Origin of the sequence: Sphingobium sp. PNB (assembly GCF_019873065.1) — a bacterium.
Lineage (GTDB): Bacteria > Pseudomonadota > Alphaproteobacteria > Sphingomonadales > Sphingomonadaceae > Sphingobium > Sphingobium fuliginis.
In genome coordinates, this window is sequence record NZ_JAINEZ010000115.1 from 1 (window position 1) to 13,633 (window position 13,633).

A 13,633-nucleotide genomic window follows, 5' to 3' on the forward strand; every position below is an offset into this window, starting at 1 on the left:
ATTTTGTGGGGCAGTCCCCCACCCCCGGCCCCTCCCCTGAAGAGGAGGGAAGGAAAGGTCAAGCGACCGGCGCGTCCAGGCCATAGGCCGTGTGCAGCACACGCACCGCCAGTTCGGTCTCATCCTCGTCGATCAGCACCGAAACCTTGATCTCGCTGGTCGAGATGGCGAGGATATTGATGCCGCGATCGGCCAGCGACTTGAACATGGTGCTGGCGACGCCCGCATGGCTCTTCATGCCGACGCCGACGACCGACACCTTCGCCACCTTCGTATCCGGGATCACCCGGTTGAAGCCGATCACGTCCTTCTGGCTTTCCAGCACGTCCAGCGCCCGTGCAAGATCCGCGCCCGGCACGGTGAAGGTCACGTCCGTCTCGCCCTTGTCGCGGCCGACATTCTGGATGATCATGTCCACGTTGATCGCGGCGTCGGCCAGCGGCCCGAAGATGTGCGCCACCGCGCCCGGACGGTCCGGCACGCGGGTCAGGGTGATCTTCGCCTCATTCTTGTCATGGGCGATGCCGGTGATGAGCTGACGTTCCATCTTGTCTTCCTTGAGCTTGGCTTCCAGTTCCTCTTCGCTGACGATCAGCGTGCCGGGGAGGTCGTCCTGGGTGGGATCATCGAAGGAGGAAAGCACCTGCACGACCACGCCTTCCTTCATGGCGAGGCCGACCGAGCGGGTCTGGAGCACCTTGGCGCCGACCGAAGCCAGTTCCAGCATCTCCTCATAGGTAACGAGGTCGAGCTTGCGCGCCCGCGCCACGATGCGCGGATCGGTGGTATAGACGCCGTCGACGTCGGTATAGATGTCGCAGCGGTCCGCCTTCACCGCCGCCGCGACGGCAACGGCCGAGGTATCGGACCCGCCGCGGCCGAGGGTGGAGATGCGGCCATCCTCCATCATGCCCTGAAAGCCGGGGATGACCGCCACCGTGCCCGACCGCATCGACGCCAGCAGGTCGATCGTGTCGATGTCCCCGATGCGCGCCTTGGCATGGGCTTCGTTGGTACGGATCGGAAGCTGCCAGCCGAGCCAGCTCCGCGCATCCACGCCCATCGCCTTCAGCGTCATGGCGAGCAGGCCGCTCGTCACCTGTTCGCCGGAAGCAACGACGACATCATATTCCGCCGGATCGTAGAGCGGCGAGGCTTCCTTGCAGAAACCCACCAGCCGGTCGGTCTCCCCCGCCATGGCGGATACGACGACGGCAACCTCATGCCCCTGTTCGACGACATGTTTGACCCGCGCGGCCACGTTGCGAATTCGCTCCATCCCCGCCATGGAGGTGCCGCCGAATTTCATCACGATGCGCGCCATTTGCCTGTCGAACCCGCCTGCTGAAAAGAAATAAAATGCCCCGGAGGGGCGCGAAAACGGCGCTCCTATTAGCAGCAGCGGCGAATATGGCAAGCAAAGCGACAGAGTAGCGGCAGCAGCGGAAGGAACCGACCCGCCTGCCGGTCATTGCCCGTCCGGGGACCAGGAACGGAGGATGCGATGGAAAGCAGCTTATGGGCGATGGTGACGATCGGCGGGCCGATCCTGCTCGGGATCGTGCTGATCTTCGTGATGCTCAGCAACCGCAGGCACCGGACGCCGGAAGAGATGCGCCGCACCGAGGATGCGACGCGGGACCTCTACCGTGGCCTCGACCAGGAGGACAAGGCGCGCGAATCCGGATCGGCGGCGCCGGGCAATGCAAGACAGGCCGAAAAACAGCCATAGCCTGCACCCCCGGACACTGGTAGCAGGAGGCCATGGAGAATATTGCGTCCAGCACCATCGATCCGCGCGAAGCCGCCCATTTCGGCGCCATGGCCGCCGACTGGTGGAATCCCCATGGCAGCAGCGCCATGCTGCACAAGCTCAATCCGGTCCGGCTGCGCTATATTCGCGATGCCGTCGACCGGCATTGGCCGGGGCGGAGCCATGATTTCCGCCCGCTGGCGGGCCGCCGCGCCCTGGACGTCGGCTGCGGCGCCGGCCTGCTGGCCGAACCGCTGGCGCGCCTGGGCGCTAGCCTGACCGCGCTGGATGCGGCGGAGGAGAATATCGCCGTGGCGCGCAACCATGCCGCGGGGCAAGGCCTCGCCATCGACTATCGCGCCACGCCGGTGGAACGACTGGAGGAAACAGGTTTCGACCTCGTCACCTGCATGGAGGTGATCGAACATGTGGCGGACCCGGCAGCCTTCGTCGCCGCGCTGGCGGAAAAGATGGCCCCGGACGGCCTGCTGATCCTTTCGACGCCCAACCGTACCCCCCTCTCCCGCCTTGCCATGATCACCATCGGCGAAAGCATCGGCGGCATCCCCAAGGGCACGCATGACTGGCACAAATTCCTCAATCCCGAGGAACTTGCGAAGCTGCTGGAGAATGCGGGACTGGAGGTGATCGACAGCAGCGGGCTCAGCTTCTCACCGGCCAGGGGCTTCATCCTTTCGCCCAACAAGGCGATCAACTATCTGCTGACCGCCCGGCACCGGCAGGGCTGATGGCGATGGCGGTCGATCCCCGCATCGACGCCTACATCGCCGGGCAGGCCGATTTCGCACAGCCGATCCTCCGCCATTTGCGCGGCCTGATCCACGCGGCATCGCCCGACATTGCGGAAACCGTCAAATGGGGCATGCCCTTCTTCACCTATCGGGACAAAAACCTCTGCAACATGGCCGGCTTCCAGCGGCATGTCGCCTTCGGCTTCTGGCATGACAAGGTTGCGCCGGACGGCAGCCGTGGCAAAGCCATGGGCCAGTTCGGCCGGATTCGACGCCTGCACGATCTGCCGGACGATGCCATGATCGCAGCTCTTTTGAGGAAAGCCATGGCGTTGATAGAGGCCGGCGACGAGCCACGCAGCGGCGTGAAGACGCCTCGCGCACCGCTTGCCCTGCATCCCGCTTTCTCAGCGGCCCTCGACGCCGATCCTGCCGCCGCGGCAACATGGGCAGGCTTCCCGCCCGGCAAGGTGCGCGACTATTGCGAGTGGATCAACGATGCGCGAACGGATGCCACCCGCGACAGGCGCATCGCACAGGCGGTCGAATGGATCGCGGCAGGCAAGGGCCGCAACTGGAAATATGAAAAACGCTGAAAAGCGGCGGGCCGGGGATGGAGACCGGAGGAACGCAGCGGGGACTGAAAAAGCGTTCCGGGGCTCGCATTTCCCCGTGCCGCGCTCCCCAAAGGCGCGGCACCCATGACACCCTCAACTCACCGGCTTCGCCACAGCCACCATCGTCGGCTGGGCATCCGACACGGCATCCTTCGGCGCCACATCGGCAGCCGGAGTCTTGAGGCTCGCAGCAGCCGATTGTAGCGCAATGGCCGCCGCCTCCAGCGCTGCGGCCGCCGATTGCGGCGTGACGGCGGGCGGTGCCGCTTCCGCCACGGCAACCGGCGTCGCTGGTTCCGCTACCGGCGGCGGCGCGGCCAAAGGCGCCGCAGCAGCCGTCTTCAGTTCACAGACATCGCCCACGCCAGCCGGCTTTTCCGAAAAATTCCGCGCCAACACAGGCAGTTCGTCCTGACCGGCGTTGGTGGCCAACGTCATCAGCGTGTCGGCCATTTGACAGAAACCCGCCGATTGCACGCCATCCGTATGACTGTTGGCCATTTTCGTGATGAAGTCGTCATAGGCACGTTGCCCGTCGGCAATGCCGTTTTCACGCATGAAACGCAGTTTCAATGCATTATTATATTTGTCCGCATTTCCCATCCTCTCATAGAATTTATCGTATTTCGCGGTGATTTCGCTATTGGTCGATCGGCATTTCAGCGATCCCAGCATCAACATGATCTGAAGATCTCTGACACGCGCCGCCTCTATTTCATAAGGCTGCCAGCACTGTACCTCCCCCGCGGACGCAGCGCCGCCGAAAAAGAGCGCAACGATACAACTGGCGGCACTCGCCGCCATCCTCAACCTGGACATGATGGACCTCGCAGAATCTCCGACCCCGCAAATCAAACATTAACATTTTGCCATAAAAATGCCATTAATTTTTATTTGACAGTGACATTTATGACGCATCCGGAAACATCGCGGATTCACGTCCTTTCCCTGATTTTATGACTGTTGCACCGGGTTATCCATGCGGATATTTCAGTTCCGGCATCGGCTATGCCGTCACGGCGTCGGCCCGCGCGATCAGCGCCCTCGCCTCCTCGACGTGCATGCTTTCGATCATTCGCCCCTCGAACCGCTCGGCCCCGCCCGTCGCCGCCTCGACCAGTCGCCGTGCATCGGCGACGGCCTGGGGATCAGGACCGAACACCTGATTGGCGACCGGCACCTGGCTCGGATGGATCAGCGTCTTGCCGTCGAAGCCCAGCGCATGCCCCGCTGCGCACTCGCTTTCGAAACCCGCTTCATCGTCCAGCCGGTTGAAGACACCATCGAACACGGCGATACTCGCCGCTCGCGCCGCAAGGATGACGGATTGCAGGGACAGGGCCAGCCCTTCCCGCCCGGCCGACGGCGGTATCCCCAAATCCTGCCGTAGATCGTTATTCCCCATGAACAACCCCGCGCAGCCCTCCGCCGCCGCGATCGCCTGCGCCGCCAGCACGCCCGTCGCGCTCTCGATCATCGCGATCACCGGCTTGTGGCAGACGCTGAACACATCCTTCACCTGACGGGGATTTTCCACCTTGGGCAGCACCACATAATCCGCGGCCGACGCCTTGAGCGCGACCATCTCCCGCCCATGAGAGGGCGCGCCCTCGACATTGATGCGCACTGCCGAGAGACGACTGCCAAATCCCTCCACAACCGCTTCGACCGCATTGGCTAGCGCTTCTTCCTTGCGGCCGTCGGGCACCGCATCCTCCAGATCCAGTATCACCATGTCGCAGGACAGCGTCCGCGCCTTGGCAATGGCGCGCGGGTTGGACGCGGGAAGGAACAGCAGCGATCGGGCGTGGCGCAACAACATGATGGAACTCCTATCACTTTACCTTTTCCCATTCATGATTTCGCGTCATAGTCCAAGCGGATTTCGGGGGAGAGGCAGAGATGCTGACGACATTCGCGCTGACGGTGACATTATTGGTGCTGTTCTACCTGGCGGTGAGCGTCAAGGTCGTGCGCCAGGGCTATCAATATACCATCGAACGCTTCGGCCGCTTCACCGAAGTCGCGCGCCCCGGCCTGAATTTCTACCCCGCCTTCTTCTACGCCGTCGGGCGGAAGATCAACATGATGGAACAGGTGGTCGACATTCCGGGGCAGGAGATCATCACCAAGGACAACGCCATGGTCTCGGTCGACGGCGTCGTGTTCTTCCAGGTGCTGGACGCGGCCAAGGCGGCCTATGAAGTGTCGGAACTCTATGTCGCGATCATGCAGCTCGCGACCACCAACCTGCGCACGGTCATGGGGTCGATGGACCTGGACGAAACCCTGTCCAAGCGTGACGAGATCAACGCCCGCCTGCTCTCGGTGGTCGACCACGCCACCAATGCATGGGGCATCAAGATCACCCGCGTGGAACTCAAGGACATCCGCCCGCCCGCCGACATCGTCAACGCCATGGGCCGCCAGATGAAGGCCGAACGCGAGAAGCGCGCCCTGATCCTCGAATCGGAGGGGCTGCGCGCATCGGAAATCCTGAAGGCCGAAGGGCAGAAGCAAAGCCAGATCCTGGAAGCGGAGGGCCGCCGCGAAGCCGCCTTCCGCGACGCCGAAGCCCGCGAGCGCGAGGCGGAGGCCGAAGCCAAGGCAACGCAGATGGTTTCCGAAGCCATCGCCAGCGGCAACGCGCAGGCGATCAACTATTTCGTCGCCCAGAAATATGTCGAGGCGGTGAGCCAGTTCGCCACCTCCCCCAACGCCAAGACGATCCTTTTCCCGGTGGAGGCGACTCAGCTGATCGGCACATTGGGCGGCATCGGCGCGCTGGCCAGGGAGGCTCTGGGAGACGCCGCGCCTCCACCGCCGCCCCCTGCCCCGTCGCGGCGCGGGCCGTTCGGACAGGGGCAGGCATGACCGACTGGCTCGCCATGCTGGACGACCATTGGGGCTGGCTGGTCTTCGCCGCACTGCTCGCCATGGGTGAAGTGGTGATACCGGGCGTATTCCTGATCTGGGTCGCGCTGGCCGCCGCGCTGACCGGTCTGGTCGCCCTCGCCTTTCCGATCTCCATCCCGCTTCAGTTGCTGCTTTTCGCGGGCCTTTGCCTGCTGTCGGTCTGGGGCGGGCGACGCTGGTACACCGCCAATCCGGTGGACTCGCAAGACCCGCTCCTCAACGACCGCACCGCCCGGCTGGTGGGAGAGGTCGTCACCGTCGTCGAACCGATCGACAATGGCCGGGGTCGGGTGAAGGTGGGCGACAGCGTCTGGTCGTGCAGAGGCCCCGACTCGCCAGTCGGTGCAAGAGTGAGAGTGACGGGCGCGGAAGCTGCGGTGCTGACCGTGGAACCGGCTTGATGGCGATGACCCAAGTTGCGGATCGCATCGAGGATGTTCTGAAGGCGAACCATCCCGGCGGTTGAGATCACCAAAGACAAGCTTGGTCGCCGCGCGGGAAACAGAAGTTCAGCCACGAAGCCCCAAGATGAAGCGCTTCTATCTTCCCGACACCCCACCTCTGAAAAGCCATGGCTCCACGCCGTTCAGGCGGATCTCCGACAGAGGACGACAATATCGACAGCAAGCGAATGCTGATCCGGGTCGAACAGGGCAAGGGCGGCATGAAGCGCAAGGCCATGCTCTCGCCGCCGTCCCTTGAACCGCTGCGGCATTTGGCGCCGTTGCGGAAAAGCGCTCGATCATCTCTGCCTTGACATTCGGGCCGCCGCTGCGCGCTTATTTGGGGGCCATCCTGATCGCTCCGTCCAGGCGAATGACCTCTCCGTTCAACATCGGGTTGGTTATGATGCTTTCGACCAATTGCGCATATTCGCCGGGCTGCCCCAACCGGCTGGGGAACGGCACCTGCTTTCCGAGGGAGTCCTGGGCCTCCTTGGGCAGTCCGGCGAGCAGCGGCGTCCAGAAGATGCCCGGTGCGATCGCCATGACCCTTATGCCATAACGCGCAAGCTCTCGCGCTATCGGCAGTGTCATTCCAACGATTCCACTCTTCGACGCGGCATAGCCGGCCTGACCGATCTGCCCATCATAGGCGGCAACCGACGCCGTGTTGACGATGACACCGCGCTCCTCGCCAACAGGTTCGGCGGTGTGAAGCCGCGCGGCGAAGGCGGAGAGCACATTGAACGAACCTATGAGATTGATCGTCACGATCCTGGAGAAGTCGGCAAGCGGCATCGGACTGCCGTCGCGATCTATCACCTTGCGCGGCGTGGCGATGCCGGCGCAATTGACCAGGATGCGAGCGACGCCGTGCCGCGCCTCAGCTTCCGCGATCGCCGCGTGAACGGCGACTTCGTCCGTCACATCCACAGCCAGGAAATGTCCTCCCAACTCCTCAGCCTGTGCGGAGCCGAGCTTTGAATTGAGGTCGAAGATCGTGACCCTCGCTCCTAAGCGGGCAAGGCGCAGTGCCGTGCCAGCCCCGAGCCCCGATGCGCCTCCCGTGACGATTGCCGCAACGCCATCGATGTTCATCGCTTGTCTCTCCCTCAAATCAGTTCAATTGCCATTGCGGTCGCTTCGCCGCCGCCGATGCACAGGGCCGCGACGCCGCGCCGACCGCCCCGGCGTTGAAGCGCCGCCAGCAAGGTCGCCAGAATGCGCGCGCCCGACGCGCCGATCGGATGGCCCAGGGCTGTCGCTCCGCCATTTACATTGAGGCGGTCATCGGGGATTGCCAAATCGCGCGCCGCGATCATCGCTACCGCGGCAAAGGCTTCGTTCACCTCGAACAGGTCGACATCCTCAACCGACCAGCCTGTTCTGCCGAGCAACGTCCGGATGGCGTGAACGGGAGCGGTGGTGAAGAGCGCGGGAGCATGCGCATGCGCCGCGGACCCGCTCAAGCGCGCTATTACCGGCATTTTGAGCCGCTCGGCAACGCTCCGCCGAGTCAATATAATGGCCGCCGCGCCATCGGAGATCGATGCCGAACTCGCCGCAGTGATCGTGCCGTTTGACGCGAATGCAGGCTTTAACGTCGGTATTTTCTCCGGCCGCGCCCTCCCCGGCTGCTCGTCCGTTGCGATGAATTGCGAGCCTGACCGCGTCCTTACAGGCACCGGCACGATTTCTTCGGCGAAGGCGCCCGTTTCGATTGCGGCCCGCGCGCGCTCCAGCGACCGAAGCGCATAGGCATCCTGCATCTCGCGCGTGAACCGATAGGCATCCGCCGTATCCTGCGCGAACGCGCCCATCGGCTTGCCCACGCTATAGGCATCCTCGAGACCGTCCATCATCATTGTGTCGATGACGCGGTCATGTCCGATCCGAGCGCCAGAGCGATGTTTGGGAAGGACATAGGGCGCATTGGTCATGCTTTCCATGCCTCCGGCGACGATGACGTCGGCGGCGCCCGCTCGCAGCGCTTCGGCCGCCATGATGATTGCCTGCATGCCAGAGCCGCACATTTTGTTCACTGTCGTGGCCTGAACGCTCTCCGGAAGCCCGGCGCCGAGAGCGGCCTGTCGCGCCGGGGCCTGGCCCAGCGCCGCCGGCAGCACGCATCCCATGTAGATGCGGTCGATTGCTTCGCCCGGCACCTTGGCACGTTCGACTGCCGCGCGGACGGCGATAGCGCCAAGCTCCGTTGCGGCGACCGATGAAAACGCGCCTTGAAAGCCGCCCATCGGAGTGCGGGCATAACTGGCAATCACGATAGGGTCGGTCTGCATAAATTTCCTTCAGCTTCAGGCGGAGACGTCCGCTCCTGCTCCACGGATCTGGACAGCGCCTTCCTCGAATGATTTGAGGAAGAACAAGCGCCCCCGGCACTTGTCATGATCAACTGCACAGCAGGATCGGCGTTTCGACAAGGCCGCGGAATGACTGCATGAACCGGGCCGCTAGGGCGCCGTCGATTGCGCGATGATCGAAGCTCGCCGTCGTCGCCATGATCGTCGCGAGCCCCACGGCACCATCGACCTTCCACGGCTGCTCAACCCCTGCGGCCGTGCCCAGAATGAGAGCCTGGGGCGGATTGATCACCGGAAACATCTCGTCGATCCCGAACATGCCGAGATTGGAGATCGAACAGGTGCCGCCCTGATATTCCTCGGGCAGCAGCTTGCCATCGCGCGCCTTCGCGGCGAGCGCCTTCGTCTGCGTCGCTATGGCGGAAAGCGACAGCGCCTCAGCGCCCTTGATCACCGGAGTGATGAGGCCGCCATCGATCGCAACCGCCATCGATATGTCGACGCGCCCGAAGCGATGCAGCTCCTCGCCGCCGAACTGGACGTTCGCGTCCGGCACTTCGACGAGCGCGAGCGCCAGGGCCTTGATCAGCATGTCGTTGACGCTGAGCTTGATGCTGCGCGGCGCGAGAGAGGCGTTCAGTTCTCTGCGCAGCTTCAACAGCGGATCGATGTTGCAGCGTGCCGTCAGGTAGAAGTGCGGCACCGTCTGCTTGGATTCGGTGAGGCGCCGCGCGATGGTCTTTCGCATCGAGCTGAGCTTGACCGTCTCGACAGGAACGCCGGAAGGCGGTGGGGCGACTGTCGCGACAAGGGACGGCACGGCGTCGATCGACCGTGCGACCGGGTCGTGGCGCGGGGTGACCAATGGCCCGATGCCAAGATCGGCGCGAACGATGCGGCCGTTGGGGCCGGTACCGGCGATGCCGCCAAGGTCAATGCCCTTCGCCTCCGCAATGCGCAATGCAAGCGGGCTAACCTTCACCCGCTCGGCGGGCGACACACAGGCGCGCGGCGCCGGCACCTCTGGCGCGGGCTTTGGCCGGACCGACTCTGGAGCGGATGGAGCGGGCGCTTGCGCGGCCTCGGCAGGTCGAGCGATCGTCGGCTCGGCGCCCGCCAGCAACGGCCGGGGCGCGGTCTCGCCATTCTCCGCCATGACGGCAATGACCGTGCCGACCGCAACGTCTGCCGTTCCTTCGGGAACCACGAGGTTCGTTATCCTCCCCTCGTCCACGGCTTCGAATTCCATCGTGGCCTTGTCGGTCTCGATCTCGGCGAGGAGATCGCCGGCCTTCACCAGATCGCCCTCGGCGACCAGCCATTTTGCCAGCGTGCCCTTTTCCATCGTCGGCGACAGCGCCGGCATCTTCAGTTCGATGGCCATGTCAGTTTCCCAGGAAAAGTTCGGCGGCGGCTTCAATAATGGCGTCGCTGTCCAGCCGATAGGCGTGATAGAGATCGGGCAGGTCCCCGGTCTGGCCGAAACGGTCGGTCCCGAGCGGGCTGACGCGCATGCCCCTGACCGCGCCGAGCCAGGACAGCGCGGCGGGCGATCCGTCGAGCACCGTCACCAGCCCCGCCCCCGGGGCGAGCGCGGAAAGCAATGTCTCGGCATGGCAGGGCGCGGCCGTTTCATCGGTCCAGCGCGCGGCGCGACGGGCCGACCAGCCGCGATGGAGCAGGTCGGGTGAGGTGACATTGAGCAGGCCGAGACCAGGAATGTCGTCGACAAGCTTTTCCCACGCCGCCAGTGCCTCGGGCGCGACGACGCCGGTGAAGGCAATCGCGGCTTCAGCCCCTTCGGAAGGACGACGCAGCCAGTAACCGCCCTTCAACAGGTCGGCTTGCCAACTGGCATCGTCGCGTGCGACCTGCGGGATCGATCGGGTCGTCAGGCGCAGATAGACGGAGCTGCCGTCGGGCTGCTGCATATGGTCGAAGGCATAAGCCATCATCATGGCCAGCTCGTCGGCATAGGCCGGCTCGAAATAGGTGAGATTGGGCTGACCCATGCCGATCAGCGGGGTGTTGATCGACTGGTGCGCGCCACCTTCCGCTGCCAGCGTAATCCCCGAGGGCGTGCCCACCAGGAGGAAGCGGGAGTCCGAATAGCAGCCATAGTTCAGCGCATCGAGACCGCGGGCGATGAACGGGTCGTAGACAGTGCCGACCGGCAGCAGCCGTGTACCGAAATGCGGCGCGGCAAGGCCCAGCGAGGCCAGCATGAGGAAGAAGTTGTTCTCTGCAATGCCCAACTCGATATGCTGACCCGCCGCATGCTGCGCCCATTTCTGTGCCGAGGGAATCTTCGCCTTGTGGAACACGTCGGCCAGCTCCTGCCGGCGAAACAGCCCGCGCTGGTTGACGAAGGCGCCTAGATTGGTGGTCTGGGTGACGTCAGGCGCGGTGGTGACAATGCGATCGGCCAGCTCCTCGCCCGATTTGGCGAGGTCGAGCAGGATGCGTCCGAAAGCGGCCTGGGTGGATTGTTCGGCGCCCTCGGGCGCGCGGATCGCCGGAACAGAGACTGCGGGCGCCAGCGGTTCCGTCTTGACCTTCGCGATCGGACTGTCGGCGATGAAAGCCTTCAGCTCTGTTGCGGCATTGTCGCCAAGGCCGCCCCAGGGTTCCCACTCCTCGCCTTCCCTGATGCCCAGGCCGGTGCGGAACTGCTCCATCTGGGCCGGGTTCATCATGCCCGAGTGATTGTCCTTGTGGCCCGCGAGCGGCAACCCGTGGCCCTTGACCGTATAGGCGATGAACAGGGTCGGCCGGTCGTCCTGCGCGCTGTCGAACGCGTCGACCAGCGTTTCGATGCAATGGCCGCCCAGATTGGTCATCAGCCGCGCCAGAGCCTCGTCGTCATAGCTGTCGAGCAGCTTCCGAGCGTTCGGTTTCTGGCCAATATCGGCCATCAGCCTTTCGCGCCAGGCAGCGCCGCCCTGATAGGTGAGCGCCGCGAACTCGGCATTGGGGCAGCTGTCGATCCATTCTTCAAGCGCCCTGCCGCCGGGGCGCGCAAAGGCCGCGAGCTGCATCTTGCCATATTTGAGGGTGACAACGCGCCAGCCACATGTCTCGAAGATATCGTCGAAGCGCCGGAACATGCGATCCGCCGTGGTCGCATCCAGCGACTGGCGGTTATAGTCGACGATCCACCAGCAGTTGCGCAGATCGTGCTTGTAACCCTCGATCAGGCATTCGTAGATATTGCCCTCGTCGAGTTCGGCATCGCCCATCAGCGCGATCATGCGACCCGCATCCTCCTCCCGCACCTGGCCGTGCGCGATAAGATAGTCCTGGACGAGTGAAGAGAAAGCCGTGACCGCGACGCCCAGGCCGACCGAGCCCGTGGAGAAGTCGACGGGGATAGTGTCCTTGGTACGGGAAGGATAGCTTTGCACACCCCCCAGACCGCGGAATTTCTGCATGCGATCGAGGGTCTGGTTGCCGAGCAGGTAATGGATGGCATGCAGCACCGGCCCCGCATGCGGCTTGACCGCCACTTTGTCCTGCGGACGAAGGGCATGGAAGTAGAGCGCCGCCATGATCGCGGTCATCGACGAACAACTGGCCTGATGGCCGCCGACCTTCAGCCCGTCGCGTTTGGGCCGAAGATGATTGGCGTTGTGAATCATCCAGGAGGAAAGCCACAATAATCGCGTATCGAGATGCTCGAGCGCGTTGACGATGTCGCGTCGCGACTGGCTGCTCGCGGCTTCCATGCACTTGATCCTTCGAATTCGATCGGCGGTCGATAAATTGAGGAGGGCCGCCGCGGGTGTCACACCCTCCGCGGCTTCTTGCGCGATCAGATGAGCGTCCGGTCGGCGCCCTTCAGGCCCAGCATTTCGCGCGCTTCGGCGGGTGTCGCGGGCTCATGGCCGAGTTCGGCCAGGATGCGCTTGATCTTCTCGACCTGCTGGGCGTTCGATGCGGCGAGTTCGCCACGTCCGATATAAAGACTGTCCTCAAGCCCGACGCGAACATGCCCGCCCAGCAGCGCCGCCTGGGTTATGAACGGCATCTGGTGGCGGCCCGCCGCCAGCACCGACCATTTATAGCTCTCCTTGCCGAAAAGCCGGTCCGCGGTTTCCTTCATGAACACGAGGTTTTCGAGGTGCGCGCCCACTCCCCCCAGAATCCCGAAGACCATCTGGACGAAGAATGGCGGCTTGATCAGGCCACGGTCGATGAAATGCGCCAGCGTGTAGAGATGCGAAAGGTCATAGCATTCATGCTCATATTTGGTGCCCATGCCGCCCAGCGTCTCGAACATATAGGCGATGTCACGGAAGCTGTTGCGGAAGACATAATCGTCCGAATTGGCAATATAGTCCTTTTCCCACGGATATTTCCATTCCGTGATCTTGCCCGCCACGGGAAACAGCGCGAAGTTCATGCTCCCCATGTTGAGCGAGCATATCTCGGGCTGGAACCGGAGCGCGGCCGCGATGCGCTCCTGGACGGGCATGGTCAGACTGCCGCCGGTGGTAAGGTTGATCACCGCGTCGGTGCGCTGCTTGATCACTGGCAGGAAACGCGCGAACACCTCCGGATCGCCGGTCGGATGGCCATCCTCGGGCCGACGTGCGTGCAGGTGGATGATCGCGGCCCCTGCTTCGGCGGCGGCAATCGACTCCTCAGCGATCTGTTCGGGGGTAATCGGCAGCGCATCGGACATGGTCGGCGTATGGATGCCTCCCGTGATTGCGCATGAAATGATGACTTTGGCCATGAAGCTCTCCATTAGGGTCCAAACCCAATCATCCTCTTGAAAATCGGCACGCACATTGATTCAGGGGGGCTCCGCTGAAGCAGGAGGCCCTTGGAT

At 63.7% G+C, this 13,633-nt stretch carries 13 protein-coding genes; 5 read left to right on the forward strand and 8 right to left on the reverse strand.

Annotated elements, in window-relative coordinates; translation table 11 throughout:
- Positions 1-58: 58 nt before the first annotated feature.
- Positions 59-1,324 (reverse strand): aspartate kinase, encoded by a 1,266-nt coding sequence (locus tag K7W03_RS24310; protein ID WP_025551431.1) that lies wholly within the window; start codon positions 1,322-1,324, stop codon positions 59-61.
- 180 nt (positions 1,325-1,504) lie between these two features.
- On the opposite strand from K7W03_RS24310, the gene K7W03_RS24315 reads away from it, so the two are divergent.
- Genes K7W03_RS24315 through K7W03_RS24325 form a run of 3 tightly spaced genes read left to right on the forward strand, consistent with a single transcriptional unit; the run spans position 1,505 to position 3,101 of the window.
- Positions 1,505-1,732 (forward strand): hypothetical protein, encoded by a 228-nt coding sequence (locus K7W03_RS24315; RefSeq protein WP_222887560.1) that lies wholly within the window; start codon positions 1,505-1,507, stop codon positions 1,730-1,732.
- A 32-nt stretch (positions 1,733-1,764) separates the two neighbouring features.
- Positions 1,765-2,502 (forward strand): bifunctional 2-polyprenyl-6-hydroxyphenol methylase/3-demethylubiquinol 3-O-methyltransferase UbiG, encoded by a 738-nt coding sequence (gene ubiG, locus K7W03_RS24320; RefSeq protein ID WP_140042383.1) that lies wholly within the window; start codon positions 1,765-1,767, stop codon positions 2,500-2,502.
- 5 nt (positions 2,503-2,507) lie between these two features.
- Entirely contained in the window at positions 2,508-3,101 is a 594-nt protein-coding gene (locus tag K7W03_RS24325; protein ID WP_222887567.1) for a YdeI/OmpD-associated family protein, read from the forward strand.
- A 114-nt stretch (positions 3,102-3,215) separates the two neighbouring features.
- Here the strand turns inward: K7W03_RS24325 and K7W03_RS24330 are convergent, their stop codons facing one another.
- Together K7W03_RS24330 and K7W03_RS24335 are read right to left on the reverse strand one after the other, a co-directional pair.
- Positions 3,216-3,941, reverse strand: a complete 726-nt coding sequence (locus K7W03_RS24330; protein ID WP_226870468.1) for a hypothetical protein — start codon at positions 3,939-3,941, stop codon at positions 3,216-3,218.
- A 187-nt stretch (positions 3,942-4,128) separates the two neighbouring features.
- Positions 4,129-4,944, reverse strand: coding sequence for an HpcH/HpaI aldolase/citrate lyase family protein (locus tag K7W03_RS24335; protein ID WP_222887561.1), 816 nt, complete (start codon positions 4,942-4,944; stop codon positions 4,129-4,131).
- A gap of 80 nt (positions 4,945-5,024) precedes the next feature.
- On the opposite strand from K7W03_RS24335, the gene K7W03_RS24340 reads away from it, so the two are divergent.
- Complete coding sequence (locus tag K7W03_RS24340; protein ID WP_044660059.1) at positions 5,025-5,996, forward strand: SPFH domain-containing protein; 972 nt, start codon at positions 5,025-5,027, stop codon at positions 5,994-5,996.
- Positions 5,993-6,439 (forward strand): NfeD family protein, encoded by a 447-nt coding sequence (locus K7W03_RS24345; protein WP_222887562.1) that lies wholly within the window; start codon positions 5,993-5,995, stop codon positions 6,437-6,439. The genes K7W03_RS24340 and K7W03_RS24345 overlap by 4 nt, the downstream gene beginning before the upstream one ends.
- A 378-nt stretch (positions 6,440-6,817) precedes the next feature.
- Here K7W03_RS24345 and K7W03_RS24350 read toward each other — a convergent pair whose 3' ends face one another.
- The 5 genes from K7W03_RS24350 to K7W03_RS24370 all read right to left on the reverse strand — a co-directional run bounded on the left by K7W03_RS24350 (position 6,818) and on the right by K7W03_RS24370 (position 13,537).
- Positions 6,818-7,579, reverse strand: a complete 762-nt coding sequence (locus K7W03_RS24350) for an SDR family NAD(P)-dependent oxidoreductase (RefSeq protein WP_222887563.1) — start codon at positions 7,577-7,579, stop codon at positions 6,818-6,820.
- A 14-nt stretch (positions 7,580-7,593) separates the two neighbouring features.
- A complete protein-coding gene (locus K7W03_RS24355) occupies positions 7,594-8,778 on the reverse strand; it encodes an acetyl-CoA C-acyltransferase (RefSeq protein WP_222887564.1) in 1,185 nt (394 codons plus the stop codon).
- 109 nt (positions 8,779-8,887) lie between these two features.
- The gene (locus K7W03_RS24360; protein WP_222887565.1) at positions 8,888-10,183 is read right to left on the reverse strand and encodes a pyruvate dehydrogenase complex dihydrolipoamide acetyltransferase; all 1,296 of its coding nucleotides are present in this window, start codon (positions 10,181-10,183) and stop codon (positions 8,888-8,890) included.
- A gap of 1 nt (position 10,184) precedes the next feature.
- On the reverse strand, positions 10,185-12,524 hold the full coding sequence (locus K7W03_RS24365; protein WP_222887566.1) for a transketolase: 2,340 nt from the start codon (positions 12,522-12,524) through the stop codon (positions 10,185-10,187).
- Between the two features lie 86 nt (positions 12,525-12,610).
- Positions 12,611-13,537 carry a 3-keto-5-aminohexanoate cleavage protein gene (locus tag K7W03_RS24370; protein ID WP_037483882.1) on the reverse strand — a complete coding sequence of 309 codons (927 nt, stop codon included), beginning with the start codon at positions 13,535-13,537 and terminating at the stop codon, positions 12,611-12,613.
- Positions 13,538-13,633 lie beyond the last annotated feature (96 nt).

Coding starts and splice junctions, on each gene's coding strand:
- K7W03_RS24310 (WP_025551431.1), bottom strand. CDS start 1,324: ATGGCGCGCATCGTGATGAAATTCGGCGGCACCTCCATGGCGGGGATG.
- K7W03_RS24315 (WP_222887560.1), top strand. CDS start 1,505: ATGGAAAGCAGCTTATGGGCGATGGTGACGATCGGCGGGCCGATCCTG.
- ubiG (WP_140042383.1), top strand. CDS start 1,765: ATGGAGAATATTGCGTCCAGCACCATCGATCCGCGCGAAGCCGCCCAT.
- K7W03_RS24325 (WP_222887567.1), top strand. CDS start 2,508: ATGGCGGTCGATCCCCGCATCGACGCCTACATCGCCGGGCAGGCCGAT.
- K7W03_RS24330 (WP_226870468.1), bottom strand. CDS start 3,941: ATGTCCAGGTTGAGGATGGCGGCGAGTGCCGCCAGTTGTATCGTTGCG.
- K7W03_RS24335 (WP_222887561.1), bottom strand. CDS start 4,944: ATGTTGTTGCGCCACGCCCGATCGCTGCTGTTCCTTCCCGCGTCCAAC.
- K7W03_RS24340 (WP_044660059.1), top strand. CDS start 5,025: ATGCTGACGACATTCGCGCTGACGGTGACATTATTGGTGCTGTTCTAC.
- K7W03_RS24345 (WP_222887562.1), top strand. CDS start 5,993: ATGACCGACTGGCTCGCCATGCTGGACGACCATTGGGGCTGGCTGGTC.
- K7W03_RS24350 (WP_222887563.1), bottom strand. CDS start 7,579: ATGAACATCGATGGCGTTGCGGCAATCGTCACGGGAGGCGCATCGGGG.
- K7W03_RS24355 (WP_222887564.1), bottom strand. CDS start 8,778: ATGCAGACCGACCCTATCGTGATTGCCAGTTATGCCCGCACTCCGATG.
- K7W03_RS24360 (WP_222887565.1), bottom strand. CDS start 10,183: ATGGCCATCGAACTGAAGATGCCGGCGCTGTCGCCGACGATGGAAAAG.
- K7W03_RS24365 (WP_222887566.1), bottom strand. CDS start 12,524: ATGGAAGCCGCGAGCAGCCAGTCGCGACGCGACATCGTCAACGCGCTC.
- K7W03_RS24370 (WP_037483882.1), bottom strand. CDS start 13,537: ATGGCCAAAGTCATCATTTCATGCGCAATCACGGGAGGCATCCATACG.